Source organism: Ammonicoccus luteus, from assembly GCF_050880385.1.
Classification (GTDB): domain Bacteria; phylum Actinomycetota; class Actinomycetes; order Propionibacteriales; family Propionibacteriaceae; genus Enemella.
Map to the genome: position 1 here is coordinate 23633 of NZ_JBNZCI010000008.1, position 16695 is coordinate 40327.

The 16695-nt window shown below is 68.4% G+C and carries 21 protein-coding genes; 8 read left to right on the forward strand and 13 right to left on the reverse strand.

The window, feature by feature from the left end; translation table 11 throughout:
• Positions 1–102: 102 nt before the first annotated feature.
• Positions 103–378: a hypothetical protein gene (locus ACQ260_RS15250; RefSeq protein WP_432560322.1), complete on the forward strand. Its 276-nt coding sequence runs from the start codon at positions 103–105 to the stop codon at positions 376–378.
• A 487-nt stretch (positions 379–865) separates the two neighbouring features.
• Positions 866–1342, forward strand: a complete 477-nt coding sequence (locus tag ACQ260_RS15255; protein WP_432560323.1) for a cupin domain-containing protein — start codon at positions 866–868, stop codon at positions 1340–1342.
• A 100-nt stretch (positions 1343–1442) separates the two neighbouring features.
• Here the strand turns inward: ACQ260_RS15255 and ACQ260_RS15260 are convergent, their stop codons facing one another.
• The 9 genes from ACQ260_RS15260 to ACQ260_RS15300 all read right to left on the reverse strand — a co-directional run bounded on the left by ACQ260_RS15260 (position 1443) and on the right by ACQ260_RS15300 (position 10721).
• Positions 1443–1778, reverse strand: coding sequence for a YnfA family protein (locus ACQ260_RS15260; protein WP_432560324.1), 336 nt, complete (start codon positions 1776–1778; stop codon positions 1443–1445).
• Between the two features lie 83 nt (positions 1779–1861).
• Positions 1862–2767: a hypothetical protein gene (locus ACQ260_RS15265; RefSeq protein WP_432560325.1), complete on the reverse strand. Its 906-nt coding sequence runs from the start codon at positions 2765–2767 to the stop codon at positions 1862–1864.
• A 61-nt stretch (positions 2768–2828) separates the two neighbouring features.
• Positions 2829–3509 (reverse strand): alpha/beta fold hydrolase, encoded by a 681-nt coding sequence (locus ACQ260_RS15270; RefSeq protein ID WP_432560326.1) that lies wholly within the window; start codon positions 3507–3509, stop codon positions 2829–2831.
• Between the two features lie 149 nt (positions 3510–3658).
• On the reverse strand, positions 3659–5284 hold the full coding sequence (locus ACQ260_RS15275; protein WP_432560327.1) for a catalase: 1626 nt from the start codon (positions 5282–5284) through the stop codon (positions 3659–3661).
• A 128-nt stretch (positions 5285–5412) separates the two neighbouring features.
• On the reverse strand, positions 5413–6333 hold the full coding sequence (locus tag ACQ260_RS15280; protein WP_432560328.1) for an NADP-dependent oxidoreductase: 921 nt from the start codon (positions 6331–6333) through the stop codon (positions 5413–5415).
• 103 nt (positions 6334–6436) lie between these two features.
• Complete coding sequence (locus ACQ260_RS15285; RefSeq protein ID WP_432560329.1) at positions 6437–8383, reverse strand: heavy metal translocating P-type ATPase; 1947 nt, start codon at positions 8381–8383, stop codon at positions 6437–6439.
• A 138-nt stretch (positions 8384–8521) separates the two neighbouring features.
• Complete coding sequence (locus ACQ260_RS15290; protein ID WP_432560330.1) at positions 8522–8755, reverse strand: cation transporter; 234 nt, start codon at positions 8753–8755, stop codon at positions 8522–8524.
• A 143-nt stretch (positions 8756–8898) separates the two neighbouring features.
• Positions 8899–9552 carry a response regulator gene (locus ACQ260_RS15295; RefSeq protein WP_432560331.1) on the reverse strand — a complete coding sequence of 218 codons (654 nt, stop codon included), beginning with the start codon at positions 9550–9552 and terminating at the stop codon, positions 8899–8901.
• Positions 9549–10721 (reverse strand): sensor histidine kinase, encoded by a 1173-nt coding sequence (locus tag ACQ260_RS15300; protein ID WP_432560332.1) that lies wholly within the window; start codon positions 10719–10721, stop codon positions 9549–9551. The genes ACQ260_RS15295 and ACQ260_RS15300 overlap by 4 nt, the downstream gene beginning before the upstream one ends.
• Before the next feature lie 135 nt (positions 10722–10856).
• Between ACQ260_RS15300 and ACQ260_RS15305 the strand changes: the two genes are divergently transcribed.
• A complete protein-coding gene (locus tag ACQ260_RS15305) occupies positions 10857–11561 on the forward strand; it encodes a hypothetical protein (protein ID WP_432560333.1) in 705 nt (234 codons plus the stop codon).
• Positions 11562–11620: 59 nt separating this feature from the next.
• Here the strand turns inward: ACQ260_RS15305 and ACQ260_RS15310 are convergent, their stop codons facing one another.
• A complete protein-coding gene (locus ACQ260_RS15310; protein WP_432560334.1) occupies positions 11621–11935 on the reverse strand; it encodes a response regulator transcription factor in 315 nt (104 codons plus the stop codon).
• 10 nt (positions 11936–11945) lie between these two features.
• On the opposite strand from ACQ260_RS15310, the gene ACQ260_RS15315 reads away from it, so the two are divergent.
• Positions 11946–12257: a hypothetical protein gene (locus tag ACQ260_RS15315; RefSeq protein ID WP_432560335.1), complete on the forward strand. Its 312-nt coding sequence runs from the start codon at positions 11946–11948 to the stop codon at positions 12255–12257.
• Positions 12258–12261: 4 nt separating this feature from the next.
• Here the strand turns inward: ACQ260_RS15315 and ACQ260_RS15320 are convergent, their stop codons facing one another.
• Complete coding sequence (locus ACQ260_RS15320) at positions 12262–12519, reverse strand: hypothetical protein (RefSeq protein WP_432560336.1); 258 nt, start codon at positions 12517–12519, stop codon at positions 12262–12264.
• A 211-nt stretch (positions 12520–12730) separates the two neighbouring features.
• On the opposite strand from ACQ260_RS15320, the gene ACQ260_RS15325 reads away from it, so the two are divergent.
• On the forward strand, positions 12731–13108 hold the full coding sequence (locus ACQ260_RS15325; RefSeq protein ID WP_432560337.1) for a hypothetical protein: 378 nt from the start codon (positions 12731–12733) through the stop codon (positions 13106–13108).
• Positions 13109–13465: 357 nt separating this feature from the next.
• On the opposite strand, the gene ACQ260_RS15330 is transcribed toward ACQ260_RS15325, so the two are convergent.
• On the reverse strand, positions 13466–13906 hold the full coding sequence (locus ACQ260_RS15330) for a hypothetical protein (protein ID WP_432560338.1): 441 nt from the start codon (positions 13904–13906) through the stop codon (positions 13466–13468).
• Positions 13894–14232, reverse strand: coding sequence for a hypothetical protein (locus ACQ260_RS15335; protein ID WP_432560339.1), 339 nt, complete (start codon positions 14230–14232; stop codon positions 13894–13896). The genes ACQ260_RS15330 and ACQ260_RS15335 overlap by 13 nt, the downstream gene beginning before the upstream one ends.
• Before the next feature lie 206 nt (positions 14233–14438).
• Between ACQ260_RS15335 and ACQ260_RS15340 the strand changes: the two genes are divergently transcribed.
• The 3 genes from ACQ260_RS15340 to ACQ260_RS15350 are packed head-to-tail and all read left to right on the forward strand — an operon-like array spanning position 14439 to position 16635.
• Positions 14439–15650: a histidine kinase gene (locus ACQ260_RS15340; protein ID WP_432560340.1), complete on the forward strand. Its 1212-nt coding sequence runs from the start codon at positions 14439–14441 to the stop codon at positions 15648–15650.
• 23 nt (positions 15651–15673) lie between these two features.
• The gene (locus ACQ260_RS15345; protein WP_432560341.1) at positions 15674–16000 is read left to right on the forward strand and encodes a sensor histidine kinase; all 327 of its coding nucleotides are present in this window, start codon (positions 15674–15676) and stop codon (positions 15998–16000) included.
• The gene (locus tag ACQ260_RS15350; protein ID WP_432560342.1) at positions 15997–16635 is read left to right on the forward strand and encodes a response regulator; all 639 of its coding nucleotides are present in this window, start codon (positions 15997–15999) and stop codon (positions 16633–16635) included. The genes ACQ260_RS15345 and ACQ260_RS15350 overlap by 4 nt, the downstream gene beginning before the upstream one ends.
• Positions 16636–16695: the final 60 nt, after the last annotated feature.

Sequence of the window (16695 nt, forward strand, 5' to 3'; positions counted from 1 at the left end):
AGACGGGTATTGTCCGGGCAATCGGCAACTGGTTATTGACGGTTCGCCGACCCACTGGTTGACTCGGGACATTATTCACTTGTCGATACGAAGGAGTATCCGATGGCGAAAGACGCCAAGAAGCTCGCCAAGAAGGACGCCAAGGCGCTGAAGAAGGACGGCAAGGAGGCTGCCAAGAAGCTGAAGAAGAACGCCGACAAGGACGCCAAGTTGGCCAAGAAGCAGTCCAAGCTCGCCAAGCTCGACTCGAAGTCCGCCAAGGCTGACGCCAAGGCCCGCAAGTCCGCGAAGCGCGACTCCAAGAAGGCTGCGAAGGATGTCGAGAAGGCGGCCAAGAAGCAGGCCAAGGCCGTCAAGAAGGGCGCCAAGAAGAAGTGAGGCCGGGGCGCCGGGGGTCCGCCCCCGGCGCGCCCCTCCGTCAGCGCGCCGTGCCGGCGCACCCGTGGATGCGCGGCGTCGGGTCGAAATCGTGGCCAGATCGAGACATTGATCCACGAAGTTACCTGGTAGTATTTTTGGCGCAACGATGCCCCATGGGGTATGCCGTTCACCCTGTACGGCTCCTTTCACCCGACCGGCGATGTCCATTCGGCCGGTGGCGATCGATGCGGCCCCTGAGGCCCCGATTGCAGAAGGGAAGCACTCATGCGCAAGGTGACCAGCGACGAGATGGCAAGGCTCAAGCGACGATTCGCTGAGGCCTTCGAGCGGAGCCGGAAAGACATTCCGGGCTATGTCCCGCCATCGCTTCGCGACCACTGAGCTCAGTTCATTCCCTTGGCTGTCACCCGCCTGCTGCCGCGGCCACGCCGTGTGAGAGGTTCGAGTGGTTGGCCAAAGCTTGAGAGAGGATTTCGAAGCGATCATGGACATCAACGATCCCGGCCCCAAGCCCAATGCCTTCGACATCGAGAAGGCCACGGTCGAGAACGAGAACTATCGGACGACGGCGTGGACTGGGAAATATCTGCAGGTCACGCTCATGTCGATCCCTGTCGGGGCATCGATCGGTCTGGAGGTTCACCCCGAGACCGATCAGTTCCTGCGGCTCGAGTCCGGCAAGGGCCGCTGCGTGATGGGCCCGGCGGAGGACGATCTCGACTTCCAGCAGGACGTCGAGGACGACTGGTCGATCCAGGTCCCGGCCGGATATTGGCATGACGTGATCAATACGGGCGACGAGCCGATGCGGCTGTATGCGGTCTATGCGCCGGTGCACCACGCCCAGGGCATCGTCCAGGCCACGGCGGAGGATGCCGAAGCCGACGAGGAGTCCGGCAAGGACGAGCCGCCGAGCTGGACCGTTCAGCCGGGCACCGGCAAGGCGGATGGCCACGCCTGAGGCCCCATCCGGACCATCTGTTCGTCAATCAACGCCGCCCACCCCGCCGGTGGGCGGCGTTTCCCTTTTCCGTGTCCTGTTCGGAGGATCGATAGGGGCATCAGGCGGCTGCACGTGGGGCATACATGATCATCGCGACGCCCACCAAGCAGACCAGCGCGCCGGCCACGTCCCAGCGGTCCGGACGGAACCCGTCGACGGCCATGCCCCAGAGGAGCGAGCCGGCGACGAAGACACCGCCGTAGGCGGCGAGAATCCGCCCGAAGTTGGCGTCCGGTTGCAGCGTGGCCAGGAAGCCGTAAATGCCCAGCGACACGACGCCGGCGCCCATCCATATCCAGCCGCGGTGCTCCCGCACGCCCTGCCAGATCAGCCATGCGCCGCCGATCTCGGTGAGAGCGGCCAGGACGAAAAGGATGATGGATCGCAGCGTCATGATCGCGAGTGTGTCATGACGCTGCGCGCTGCAAGCGATAGTGCTCTTTTGGGGCGGGTCTGGTCTGGGCTGGGCCGGGCAGGTCATGGGGCATCACGCAGGACGGCCTCACGATTGGGGTGGTGATCGATAAAGCTTCTCAGGTCAGCGAGCCAGGAACCGTTCTCGATGACGGGCCAAGTGAATCGGAGCACGTGCCACCCGGCCAACACGAGCGCGTTCTGGATGGCCCGGTCTTTCTCGAATGCCGCTCGGCTGCTGTGAAACTCGAAGCCATCCAACTCGACCACCAGTCGGAGGGCGGGAAAGACCAGGTCTCCACGATGGGTCGCGCCAGTCATCGAGATCGGGTGATTGGTCAGCCATCCCGTGATGCCCGCCGTGCGCAGCTGCTCATGCGCGAGTCGCTCGGCCTCGGACCATGGGAGCGCTCGCGATTGTCGGAGGAGTTCGATGCGGGCTTGGTTGCCCGAACGCCGAGGGTGGGCGTGGAGTGCCGCCCACAGCAGGTCGAGCACGTCGGCGCCGCGCCTGGGTGCCTCGCGGAACAGGTGGTCGATGAATCGGCCGCCCTCGGTTGGAATCAGGTCGATCGCGGTCAGCGCAGGGTTCGTGACACGCACTCCACCGTCGACCTCCGCGATCCAGTCGTCCTTGATTCTCCGGGGTCGGACCGTGAATCCGGGGGCAGAGCAGCGGAGTCGGCCGGCGGCCTCCACCGTGTCCGGCAGCAGGGCGGCATCCCAGAGCAGGCCTGCGGCGGACATCCCGGTGAAGACGACATCGGGGTCCTTCAGGACCAGTGCCGCCATCCGGGTCCGCGGCTGGCCGGCTGTGTCGGCAGTGGCATAGATCCCGGGAAGCACACGAACGATGCGGCCCAGCCGGGCGAGGCGAAACACTGCCGGTCGCAGATGCGGCACCTGCTGGATCTTAAGCAGGCCGTGGTGGTTGAAATGGGCGTCGATCTCCTGCATGCGGTGAGTCATGTCCGGACCATGGGTGGCCGGCCCGCGTCCGGACCGGAGCGGATACCTCACCTGTGTAGAACTATCCGGCCAAGGTCGGACCTGGGGACAAATCCTGACAAGGCGTAACGCAACGCGTGCGGGCTGACGTTGGCCGGATAGTTCGACGGCTCGGGCCGCGGATGGCCTGCCCGCCCACAAACGCTGGCGGGCCGTCAAACACCCGAGCCCGCGCCACCCCGCTTCTTGATCCTGCGTCTGCGGCGATTCGGTTCGCCAGCCCGGTGAACTGGTGTCCGCCCGATCTGTACTCCCACACCCGCGCCGCAGGCAACCGGGAGGCATGGAGCCACAGATGCGCGAAGGGCACGACCTCGTCGTCGCGGCAATGATGGAGTGACAGAATCATCTCTGGTTCAGGCCCGTGGAACGCATAGTCCGAGACGTCCCAGCCGGCGTCGCTCCAATCCGGCATCGCGAGCAGGGCGACACGAGCCCGCTGGTGGGCGCGCGGAAACTGTGCGGACCCTTCGGCGAGGACGCGCAAAAGGATCGACGCCCCGAACGAATGCGCGATCACGAGATCGTCCGCATCCAGATGACTCAAGTGTTCCCGAATGGGTGTGGCCCAAGCCTCGAAAGACATGTCGTCATCCGGCAGGCGAGGCATGTCCGGGGTCAGCCCGACGGCGTCGCCGAGAGCCGCAGCCAGGGGACCGTCGTCGATGAACCCGCCCGCGCCGTGCAAGAACAGAAGCCGCATGGTCCATTCGATCACCCCTGCGGCCGGGTTCGAAGTCGAACGGCTCAACGCGCAGGATGCAGGTGCCCGCAGACCCGTTCGGTCTGTCGGACACGCAAACGGGCGGCTCCCGCGAAGGAGCCGCCCGCTGTTATGCGAATGTCAGGAACTCAGAGCTCGATGTCCTCAGCGCCCGGGGACGCCTTGGGGAACTCCTTCTCGACCTCGGGCGGGGTGAACATGTCGTGGTCGGCCGCCGCATACGCCTCCAGCGCGGCCTTGACCCCGGCACCATATGCCGGATCGGCCTTGGTGCAGTTGGCGACGTGACGCTCCTTGATGAAGTCCGGGGCGTCGTCCATGGCGGCGGCGGTGTTGTCGAACAGACGCTGCTTCTGGGCGTCGTCCATCGACCGGAAGAACGCACCGGGCTGGCTGAAGTAGTCGTCGTCGTCCTCCCGGAAGTTCCAGAAGTCCGCGTCGCCACGAATCCGCAGCGGCGGCTCGCGGAACTCCGGCTGCTCCTGCCACTGGCCGTAGCTGTTGGGCTCGTAGTGGGGCAGGCTGCCGTAGTTGCCATCCACCCGGCCGATGCCGTCGCGGTGGTTGCTGTTGACCGGGCAGCGCGCAGCGTTCACGGGGATCTGGTGGAAGTTCGTGCCCAGCCGATAGCGCTGCGCATCGGCATAGTTGAACAGGCGCGACTGCAGCATCCGGTCGGGCGATGCGCCGATGCCCGGCACCAGGTTGCTGGGCGCGAAGGCGACCTGCTCGACGTCGGAGAAGAAGTTGTCCGGGTTCTTGTTGAGCTCGAACTCGCCGATCTGGTGCAGCGGATAGTCGCTCTTCGGCCAGACCTTGGTCAGGTCGAAGGGGTGGATGCGATAGGTCTCCGCCTCCGCCTCGGGCATGATCTGCGCATACATCGTCCACTTCGGGAACTCGCCGCGCTCGATGGCGTCCGACAGATCCCGGCCGTGGCTCTCGCGGTCCTTGCCCACCAGCACCTCGGCCTGCGCATCGGTGAGGCCCTCGATGCCCTGCTGGGTGATGAAGTGGAGCTTGATCCAGAAGCGTTCGCCGGCCTCGTTCCAGAAGCTGTAGGTGTGGGAGCTGAACCCGTTCATGTGGCGGAACGTGCGCGGGATGCCACGGTCACTCATGATGATCGAGACCTGGAGCAGCGACTCGGGGAGCAGCGACCACCAGTCGAAGTTGTACGTTGGGCTGCGCAGGTTCGTGCGCGGCTCCCGCTTGACGGCCTTGTTGAGGTCGGGGAACTTCCTGGGGTCACGGATGAAGAAGACCGGCGTGTTGTTGCCGACCATGTCCCAGTTGCCTTCTTCGGTATAGAACTTCAGCGCGAAGCCGCGAATGTCACGCTCGGCGTCGGCCGCGCCGCGTTCGCCGGCCACCGTGGTGAACCGGGCGAACATCTCGGTCTGCTTGCCGACCTCGCTGAAGATCTTGGCCCGCGTGTACCTCGTGATGTCGTGGGTCACGGTGAACGTGCCGTACGCACCCCAGCCCTTCGCGTGCATGCGACGCTCGGGGATTACCTCGCGAACGAAGTTGCCCAGCTTCTCGTGCAGCCAGACGTCCTGCGCGAGCAGCGGCCCCCGCGGACCGGCGGTGAGGCTGTTCTGGTTCTCCGGAACCGGCGCGCCCGCATTCGTGGTCAGGTGGGTGACGGGGCAGGTCCCGTGGTTTTCTTCCGGCGTCGTGGTCAGCTTGCGCTGCAACTCGGCGGCTTCCTGACGCGTCGGGGCCTGCTGATAGTCCTCTGGCTGGGTCATTGTGACTCCGCATCGCTCGATTCTTGACATCGTTGGCAATCCTGAGCTTATGAGGCTCCTTTGACGGCGCACAATGACCCCCCGGCCAGATTGAACCGATCGCAGTGATAGGCCGCGTCGATCGCCTTTCACCGCTCCTGCGGAACGATCACTGTCTTGCCCAGGGCATGTCCGGCCTCGACCGCAGCAAGCGCTTCGCGCGCCCGGTCCAAGGGATAGGTCGCCGACACCCGCGGCGTGATGACGCCGAAGCCGATGACCTCGGTGATCTTCCGCAACGCGTCCGGGTCGTTCGGTCGCCCGCCGCCGCCGAACTCTTCGGCGGTCCGGGGATCCGGCGCGGACAGGATGTGGTCGCCCGATTTCGCGAGCGGCGCCAGCGCCCGCAACGCCTCCCCGCCGACGAGATCGACGATGAGATCCACACCGTCGGGCGCGAGTTCCCGCACTGCTGCCGCGGCGCCGTCGCCCGAGGGCACGAACTCCGCGCCCAGACCCTCGACGAGCTCCCGTTTTCCTTCGGACGCGATGCCGATCACCCGGAACCGGTGCACCCGCCCGATCTCCACGGCGAGCGAACCGACCCCGCCACCCGCGCCGAGCACGACGACGGTGGCGCCGGCGTCGAGTTCGATGGCGTGGGTGAGGTCGTACGCAGTCGTCCCCGCCACCGCAATCGTCGCCGCCGCTTCGAACGACAGCTCCGCCGGCTTCGCGACGGCCTCGTCAGCCCGCAGCAGCGCGTGGTCCGCGAACCCGCCCTGGCCGGGGGCGACCGGGCCGAGCACCTCGTCCCCGAGGGCGAAGGCCTCGACCCCGGCCCCGGTCGCCGCGACGACTCCCGCGACCTCCCGGCCCATCGGCGCCGGCAGTTTGCGGCTGGGTGACTGCCCGAGGAGGCCCGCCCGGATCTTCCAGTCGACCGGGTTCACCCCGGCGGCCCGGACCTCGACCAGGATCTCGCCGGGCCCCGGCGTCGGGACCGGGCGCTCGATCAGCGCCTCGGTCTCCGGGCCGCCGTACTCCCCGAACACATATACACGGGACATGTCATTTCCTCTTCTATAGGTGATTTGAGCGCATGGGCCCGCACGCAGCCTGACCCCCGCTTCATAGTGCGGGGGTCAGCTGCGTGCGTGTCGGGTGGGTGGCTCAGGCGCGCTGTGCGGCAGCGCGGTCCGGGGACGGTACGCCGGCCTCGGCGAATCGTGCGTCCGCCTTGTCGGCGCGTTTGCGCAGCAGCCGCATCGCGTTCACGATCACGACCAGCACGGATGCCTCGTGGACGAGCATGCCGATCGCCATCGTCACGCCGCCGAACAGCACGCCGGCGAGCAGGGCCGCAACGGTCAGCAGCGCGATCGTGATGTTCTGGCGCATGTTGTTGACCGTGCGCCGGGCCAGCGACACCGCCTCGGGCAGCTTGAGCAGGTTGTCCTTCATGAGCGCGATGTCCGCGGTTTCGATCGCCACGCCGGTGCCGGCGGCACCCATCGCGACGCCGATGTCCGCCGTCGCCAGGGCCGGTGCGTCGTTGACGCCGTCGCCGACCATCGCGACCGTGTACCCCTGGCGCCGCAGTTCCGCAACCGCCTCGAGCTTGTCCTCGGGCAGCAGACCCGCGCGTACCTCATCGACGCCGACCTGCGCGGCCACCGCCCGGGCGACCGGCTCGATGTCGCCGGTCAACATGACGACCTTCTTGACGCCCGCGCCGTGGAGGCGCCGGACCATCTCGGCCGCATCGTGGCGGATCTGATCGGCTACCGCGACGACTCCGATGACGTGGCCGTTGCGGGCGACGACCATGGGGGTGCGCCCCGCCGCCGCCAGTTCCTCGACCACCGCGGTGGCGCCGGCGTCGGTCGTCTCCCGGGTGTCGGCCTGCTCGACACGGATCAGGGCCATGTTGCCCACGGCGATCCGCTGGTCGTCGACGAGCGCCACGATGCCCTTGCCCGGGACGGGCTCGGTGTGTTCGGGCAGGCCCAGGACCGGCAGGCCCCGGTCGGTGGCCGCGGTCACGATCGGGCGGGCGAGCGGGTGCTCGGATCCGGCCTCGGCGCGGGCGGCCAGGCGCAGGACGTCGTCCTCTGAGAAGTCCGGGTCCAGGGCGATCACGTCGGTCAACTGGGGACGGCCCTCGGTGAGCGTGCCGGTCTTGTCCAACGCGACCGCGTTGATCTTCGCGGAGGTCTCGAGGAACTCGCCGCCCTTGATCAGGATGCCGTCGCGGGCACCGCGGCCGATGCCGGCGACGATCGAGACGGGGATGGAGATGACGAGCGCTCCGGGGCAGCCGATGACCAGCAGCGTCAGGGCGAGCACGACATCGCGGGTGAGCAGGCCGACGACGAGGGCGAGGAGGATGATGCCGGGGGTGTACCACTTCGAGAACCGGTCCATGAACGCCTGGGTCTTGGCCTTGGCGTCCTGGGCCTCCTCGACCCGGTGGATGATCCGCGCCAGCGTCGTGTCGGCGCCGACGCCGGTCGCGGTGACCTGCAGGAAACCGCCGGTCGCGATGGTGCCGGCGAAGACCTTGTCGCCCGCGACCTTCTCGACCGGGATGGACTCACCGGTGATCGAGGCCTCGTCGAGTGCTCCGGTGCCGCCGGACACCACGCCGTCGACGGGCACCTTGGTGCCGTTCTTGACCAGGACGGTTTCGCCGGGGATCACGTCGGCCGCACCGACTTCGACCTGCTCGCCGTCACGGAGAACGATCGCGGTGTCGGGGGCGACGGCGATGAGCTCGGCCAGCGCGGAGCGCGTCTTGTTGAGCGTCGCCGCCTCCAGCGCGTGGCCGATCGCGAACAGGAAGGTCACCGCGGCGGCCTCCCAATAGTTGCGGACCAGGATCGCGCCGATAGCTGCGACCGAGACCAGCAGGTCGATGCCGATCACCTTGGCGGTGAGAGCGCGCACGGCCTTGAGCACGACAGGGGTGCCGGCGACGACGGCGGCGGCGACCATGAGGATGTCGCCCCACAGCTCGGAGCCGAAACCCCGGCTCGCGGTCAGCGAGGCCAGGATCAGCAGCCCCGAGACCGTGGGCACGGCCCAGTGGCTGCGAAGCCACGCGTGGACCTTGTTCATGACTTTCCTTTCGGGTGATGGGGGTGGGTTGGTGCCCGAGGGCCCCGACATTGCGCCGGGCCCGGCGGGGGTGTCCGGGCCCGGCTGCTGAAGGGGATAGCTGGGGGTGGGTTTGCGTTATGGCGTCCGCGCGCCGGGTCAGAACGCGGACGGGGTGGCCGTGTAACCGGCCTTCTTGACCGTGGCGACCAGGTCATCGACCTTGGCTGTGGCGGGGTCGTGCATGACCTCAATGCGTGCCGAGGCGAAATGGACCTTCACCGACTCGACGCCCTTCATGCGGCCGACCTGCTTCTCGATCTTGCTCACGCATGACGGGCAGGAGAAGCCCTCGGCGCGGAGGACGGTCTTCTTGGTGGTTGCGGTGCTCATTTGGCGCTTCCTTCTCTTGTGCGACGTGTTCTTCGTTGATTCAAAATTACGAAGATCCGGCGTTCTGTTCCTTGACGCAGATCAAGTCGCCCGGGAAGTTCCATTCGGCAGCGATCACGTCGGTCCCGGGAGAACCGGCGGCCTCATTCCGCGACCCGCACCAGGCCGTGCTCATGGGCGAAGACCACGGCCTGCACGCGATCGCGCAACCCGAGCTTCTGCAGCAGTCGGGCGATGTGGGTCTTCACCGTTGCCTCGGCGATGAACAGAGCGCCGGCGATCTCGGAGTTGGACAAACCCCTGCCGACCAGCCGCAGCACCTCGATCTCGCGTTCGCTCAGCCGTTCGGTCGCCCGGTGGGCTGCAACCGGATCGGGGGTCGAGGTGTATGCCGCAATGAGCCGCTGGGTGATCTGCGGTGACAGGATCCGGTCGCCGGCCATGGCACTGCGGACCGCAGCGACGAGTTCCTCCGGCGAGGTGTCCTTCAGCAGAAACCCGACCGCCCCGTCGCGGAGGGCCCGGTACACATACTCATCGGCATCGAACGTGGTGAGGACCACCACCAGGGGTGGATCGGGCAGCGCCAGCACCTCCCGGGTGGCCGTCAGCCCGTCCATGACCGGCATGCGAATGTCCATCAGGATCAGATCCGGCCGCAACTCGGCCGCCAGCCGCACGGCCGCGGCCCCATCACCGGCTTCACCCACGATCCTCAGATCGGGCTGGTGCTCGAGGATCGAGCGGAACCCGGCCCGCACCAGCTGTTGATCGTCGGCCAGCAACACCTTCGTCACCGCGGAGCCTCCCAGGGGATCACAGCCTTGACCTCGAAGCCCCGACCGTGCGGTCCGGCGCGCAGCGTGCCGCCATAGAGCTCAACTCGTTCGCGGAGCCCGGCCAGCCCGAACCCGCCACCCTCGGCCGGTGCCGACGGCCGACCGCCCTCGTCCGCGATGCGCACCCAGAGTGAATCACCCTCGTCGGTGACGTCAACGGTCACGGTTGTTGGGCCGGCATGGCGCACGCAGTTGGTCAACGCCTCCTGCACCACCCGATAGGCCACCAGCTCCCGCGGCGCATCCACCCGTCCGATCGGGCTGGGCGTGAAGGCCGCCGTCAGACCGGCAGCGCGCATGGAGTCGACGAGATCCGGCAGATCCCGCAGGCCAGGAGCGGGCTGAATCCCCTCGTCCGCGCCCCCGGAGCGAAGCAGCCCGACCGTGCGGCGCAACTCGCCGAGAACCCGTCGGCCGGTTTGCTCGACGGCGAGGAGTTGCTCGTGCGCCGGTGAATCCTTGGGTACGCCCAGCCGGGCCGCGCCGGCCTGCACGACCATCACGCTCACTCCGTGCGCGAGCACGTCATGCATCTCGCGCGCGATCTGTGCCCGCTGACTCAGCAGGGCTGCTTCCTGCCGCGCCGCCTCCAGTTGGGTCAACTGCGACAGCGCGTTGTCCAATGCGTCGCGCTGCGCGGCAAGACGCCGAATCACCAGCCCGACCACCCAGGGCAGGCTGAGCAGGATCCCCGCGTACACCAAGCTGGCCGGCTCCCGGGCCGACACCGTGTGCACCGGGAATGTGGCGGCCCAGCCAACCGGACCCACCCACCCCCAGCGGGCCGCGCGTGCTGGGGCGTGCCGTCCCAGGGTGTACGTCAGCAGCCCCAAGGAGATCATCCCGCCGAAGAACGGGAAGTGATGGGCGACGGCAAGGTTGACGATGATCTGCAAGCCGAAGACCGCGACGGGAACGGCTGCCGGCTGGGCGCGGCGGGCCGCGACCGGGAGGATGGTGAGGGCGGCCAGAGCGAGGTCGAGGCTGAGCGCGCCGCGGGTCGCGGCCGGATCCGCGACCAGCCCGTCGATGATCCCGTGCGCGGACAGCACCTCGACGAGCGCGAGGCAGAGGAGCAGCGCCGCGATGGCCCCGTCGACGACCCGGGTCCGCACGCTGTGTCGCATGCCCAGACTGTATTGGCTGCCCGCGCCGCACGCCGTCGTCCGGCGGACACACCGAATCGTCCTCGGGGATGATCGGTCGACCGTGATTGGCGGATGTCGTGATGCCCAGCGGAGGCCGACCGTAGAGGCATGGACATGAATACGAAAACTTCCGCCCGGCGCGCCACCAAGGGTGGCTGCCTCATTCTCATCGGTCTGGTCACCTATCTCACCGAGTTCGTCGGCATGGCGATCGCCGGCGGGTTCCCGTCGAACGAGCCGGGTACGCCGATCGCGCAGGTTCCCGACGTCTATGTCGGCATCGCCGACGGAGCCGGTTTCCTGGCCGGGTGGATGGCGCTGGTGCTCACCGGGCGGATCCTCATCATCATCGGGATCCGGGAGGCGGTCGGCCGGTCCGGACTGCTGGACTGGGCCGTTGCGGCGATGGTCGTGTCCGTCGTTCTCGAGGTTGCCTCGATCGCCGGGATCGCGGCCGCCGCGGGGCTCGTGGCGGATGGAGCCGGCTTGGACGCGGTCATTGCCGCAGACCGAATCGCCTGGCACCTCGGTGCGAGCATCGCTGCGCCCGCAGGGTTGGCGGTCGCGCTGTCAGGGGTGGGGCTGTGGCGCGACGGCGGCTTTCCGCCGGCCATCCCGGTGGTGGGTCTCGTCCTGGGGCTGGTGCTGATCGCCAACGGTTTGCTCGCCGGTGCACCCGCCACCTATCCGATCGCCGGCGTGCTCTCGCTCGGGGTGGTGATGTGGTGGCTGTGGGTGGTCTGGGTCGGGATCCTGCTCGTGCGCCGGGCTCGGGTCCGGCCGCGAGCAGCGGTCGCCGCCGACCCGGTGGCCGGCTAGCCCTGTTCGGCCCCGAGCGCCGTTCGCGACCGGCTCCCGGATTCGTCCGCCGTGATCGGCTATTCCGGCTCCAGCCCGACCCGGTGGGCGATGACGATGGCCTGGACGCGATCGCGGGCACCGAGCTTGTCGAGGATCCGGCTGACGTGGGTCTTGACCGTGGTCTCGGCGAGATACAGCTGACCACCGATCTCGGCGTTCGACAGCCCGTCGGCCATGGCGCGCAGGACGTCGAGTTCCCGTCCGGTGAGGCGGGCCAGTGCGCTCGGTTCCGGCGCCGCGCGGTGGTTGGACCGTTCGACGAACGATTCCACCAACCGCGCGAGCACCGTGGACGGTGGCAGGGGTGCGGTGCGGTGGTTCCGCCGTCTCACGGCCGTCAGCATGGGGCTGCTCGCCGCGGTGTTCCTGATGGGCACCGTTGTCCGTGCCCTGATGATGGGCGAGATCGGCGGGATGGTGGGCAGCGCCGCATTCGTGGGCATGTTCCTCTTCGGCACCGCCCTTGGCATCGCCCTGCTCGCGACCCGCCGGCGCACCCCGGCCGCTTGGGCGCTGACCGGCATCCTGGCCGGCATCGCCCTGATGGTGGTGCTCGGCCTCACCGCACCGAGCTGGGTGCACCCGGCGTACCCCGAAACAGCCGTGCACTTCGGCGTCGCCCTGCTGGTGCTGCCCCAACTGCGGCGTCGCTGACCGTTCAGCGACGTCTCGACACGTGCCGCAGCGCGGGGGCGAAGGCGATCGGCGGCTGGTCGCTGCCCAGGCCCGCAACGATCGAGGAGACTGCGGCGACTGGGATCGCCCACACCGGCACGGCCTTGGCCCGCCACAGGGCGATCGCGGCCAGCACCGGCGCGAGCAGGAGACCGAGCAGGAACGGCGCGAAGATGATCGTGTGGAACGCCCAGGCGTCGAACGCCGAATTGATCCTGGGCGAGGCAGCCATCAAAGCCATGTGAGTCGCATCCTCACCAAGCTCGGGCTGCGGGATCGGGTGCAGGTGGTTGTGCTCGCGTGCGAATGCGGGTTTGTCGCGCCCCGGGGGTGATCGGCGACGTGTCCGCGTCATGGCACGGTTCTCTGTGCCTCTTGCCAAAAGGCCGTCGCGTTCGGGATCCTATCTTTATCACGGCGGATCGTGATTAATTGCGTCCCAAGGAGTTCCGATGACTGCTGACGTGCGGGTTGCCCTTTTCGGACCGGCAGCCGAGGCCTGGCGGGGCGCATTGCCCGAACGCGTCCGGGACCATCTGTCCGGTCCCGACGACTCGGTTGTTTGGGTTGTCGACGGAGACGGGGTGCCGACTCAGGTGCCGCCGGGCTGCATGGTGATCGTCTTCAGCCTCGGCGAGATGCCCGAGAACGATCTGCCCAATGTGTGGCACACCGTGGAAACCCCCGAACGCTGGATGCCCTCGATGTTCGCCGCCCTGGCTGAGGGAAGGACGCTGCCACGGTCCATTGAGATCGGCGGGCCCATTCCGATCAAGTTCGAGGGCAAGCCGGTCGTGAAGCCGAAACCCAAGCGGGGCAGCGTCGGCTGAAGCGCCACCGCCGGCCCGGTGCCGGCGTTTCAGCCCTTGGGCGTCATCCCTCCTGGCCAGCGCGGGCACCGTGAGGCGGAGCCGGGGGGCCAAGCCGTGGCGAGCCACTCCTGCACCGGGCGGAGTCCTATCCCTGCACCGGACGGGAGCCGCGGCTGAAGCATTCGACAGTCTGGCTGTCGCGCAGCGTGCAAATTTCCGCGTCCTCAGGGGGGTTCATCGCAATAGTTGTCATGGACCCCGCTGAGAATGCGGTTTGTGACCATCCCGGCCAGTTGCCAACGCACAACGTTGCCTTGCCTCACCGTCCAGGCCTCGTGGGTGCCTGCGATTTCTGGGTTCGGTCGTGTCGATGGCTCAGGCAGCGAGCGAGACCACGGCCAGCGCCGCGTACACCATGGAGATCGCGACGATCGCGGCCAAGGTGCGCCAGCCCGCCCGGCCGGACCGGGCGATCCATCCGGCCAGGGCCCAACCGAGGCCGAGATAGCTGAGTGAGAGCACGTCGTCCTCGAGCGGACTCTCGAAGATCCCGCCGCGGAGCCGCCACGCGACCGCGCCTGCTGCCAGAACGAGTCCGGCGGCCCCGGCGAGAAGGAGGCCCGGACGGGTCCGTGGTCCGGGCGGATTGGTGTCGGGGCTGCCGAGTCGGCGCACGCGATCGCGCTCCGGGTGCAGCACCAGGAACAGGACGGCGACGAGGGCGAGCCAGACCAGCGAGGTCACCAGGGCCGGCTGGGCATCATGGCCCTGGATGGCAGCGGAGACCCAGGCCAACCCGCCGGTCAGCGCGAGCATGCCGGCGGCCCAGGCGGCCAGACCGGACTGTCCGCGGGCCGGAGGACGCAGACAACGAGCGCCGTCCCGATCATCGAGAACAGCAGCGCCGCCGAGGCGTCGGCGATCAGATGCAGTTCGGGCGTACGCGGCCAGCCATGGTCGGTGCTGTCGGTGGCGACGAACCACGGCGACAGGATCTGGCGCCAGGCGCCGAACCCGACGACGAGCAGGAGTGCGAACAGCCCGGCAAGGATCCGGAACGCGATGGTTCTGACGGCAATCGGCCATGAGCCGGCGGCCCTGCGGGTGCCGGCCTTCGGGGTGGTGGTGCGGACGGTGGTCATGTCGGTTCCTTCGGTGGTGGTGATCCTCACCATCGCCTGCTCGCCGGATGGGCCACCAGGGTCGAGTAGCCCTGATTTTCGGGCGTTCCGCCCCGCGGATTCGGGACCGTCGCCCCTGTTCGAACCGGGTGAGCGGGCCGATGATGTCTGGTATGTGGTCCGTACAAGACCCTCAGCGGCCCCGGCCGGTGCCGAGGTTCGGGGTGGTGGTTGTCGCCATCGTCGTCGTGGCGGTCGCTCTCGGCTGCATCGCGGCGGCAGCGGAGATCACCGTGCAGCGCCGCACCGGTCTGCTGCTCGGCGCTGCGCTCGGGCCGGTCGCGCTCTCGGTGGTCGCGCTCGGCTTCGCGCTCGTCGGAGCGTGGTTGGTGCGTGCCCGTCCTCGCCTCGGTGTGGGCTGGCTCTTCCTGGCGGCGGGCTCTCTCGCCCAGGCCGGTGTCGCCGGTGAGAACGCCGGCCGAGTCGGCTGGCTGGTGTGGGAGGGGACTGCGGTGGGCCTCGGCGTGGATCTTCTCGGCGGGCTCGGGCTCTATCTCCTGATCGGGCTGCTGCCCGTCCTCTACCCGACGGGTCGGCTCGGTCAGTGGCCCGAACGGGCGGTCGCGGCGTTGACCGGAATCGGCGCGATTCTGCTCCAGGTCCAGTGGTTGCGGGCCCAGCTCGATCCGGCGTACGCCTGGCCGCTGGGAGATCAACCTGCCCGGACGTGGGTGGCCTGGATTCCGCTGCTGCTCGCCGGGACCGGGGTGGCCGGTGGCTGGGCGCTGAGTGTGGTCCGGTTGGTGCGGGCCGGCCATCCGGAACGGCTGCAGCGGGCCTGGCTCCTGGTGAGCGTCGTGGCCGTCATCGTGACCCAGTCGCTCGGATCCTCGCCGCTGGCCAGCGCCCTGCAAGCAGTGACCCTGTGGCTGTTGCCGGTGGCCATTGCCGTCGGCGTCGTCCGCTATGGCCTGCTCGGCATTGACACCGCTGTCCCACGCACGGTCACGGCCGGGGTGCTGGCGCTGGCGATCACCGTGGTGTATCTCATTTCCACCGGGATCGGTGAGCTTGCGGGCGTGGGCCGGGTCGGTTCGGCGTTGTTGGCCTCGCTCGTCGTCGCGATCGTGCTCGGGCCACTGCGGGACCGCCTGCGCGCCGGAGTGGACCGCTTCCTCTATGGCCGCCAGGAAGTGCGGGCGCAACTCCAGCGTGAGCTCCATGACGGGCTGGGGCCATCGCTGACCGGGATGCGACTGGGGCTCAACGCGCTGTCCGACGCTTTGGCAGCCGGGGATACCGCGACGGCGACGACGATCACGGCCGCCCTCACCGAGGAGGCCAATCGATCGGTCGTCGAGGTACGCCGCGTCTCGACGGTCTGCGGCCCGCCGATCTCGTCGGGGTCGACCTTGCGACCGCCCTGCGCCGGCGCGTAGCCGGCCCGGCTGGGTCGACTCCGGTGCGGATCGCGCTCGAGGACATCCCCAGCCTGCCGGCCCTCGTGGAGGATGGCGTGTTCCGGGTCGTCACCGAGGCCGTCCACAATGCCCACCAGCATGCTTCGGCCGGTGACATCGCGGTCGCGGTCTCGGCACCGGAAGGTCAACTCCTCGTCCGGATCGTCGACGACGGGACCGGTCTCGCCGCGACGGCGCAACCCGGGATCGGGCTGGCCTCGATGCGGGCGAGGGCTGCTGAGTTGGGTGGACGACTCGACCTGGACAGGTCACCCGCCGGCACCCGGGTCACCCTCACCGTGCCCTTGCGAGCCGGGGTGCGGTCGTGAACCGGGCGCGCGTCGTCATTGTCGACGATCACCCGATGTTCCGGTTCGGCCTGCGCGCCGCCTTGGCCGGGTACCCCCAGCTTGAGGTCGTCGGCGAGGCCGCTGATGGTGCAGGGTTGCTGGCGCTGGTGGCCGAGCTGGCACCGGACGTCGTTCTCAGCGATCTGGCGATGCCCGGGGTGGACGGCATTACCGCGATCGGTGAACTCACCAGCCGGTTCCCGGCGGTGCCGACGCTGGTGCTGACGATGAACGCCTCGGACGAGCAGCTCCTGGGTGCGCTGCGAGCGGGTGCCCGTGGCTATCTGCTCAAGGATGCCGACCGGGACGAGATCGCTCGCGCCGTGCTCACGGTCGCAGCGGGCGGGACGGTCTATGCCGGCGCGATCGGGCGCCGCCTCGTCGAACATGTCACCGCCGAGCCGGCCCGAGCGGACAGCCCCTTCCCGGAACTGACCGACCGTGAGCGGGACATCGTCCGGCAGGTCGCGACCGGTCGGTCCAACCAGGAGATCGCCCGGACACTCTTCCTCGCCGAGAAGACCGTGCGCAACAACGTGGCAGCCATCCTCGCAAAGCTCGGTGTGCGGGTCCGGGCCGCACTCGTTGCGCTCGCTCGTGACCGGGGGGTGTGAGGCCCCGCGAACGGCCGGTGAGTCCTGCTGCTCAAGGACGTTGACCCGGACGACCTGATC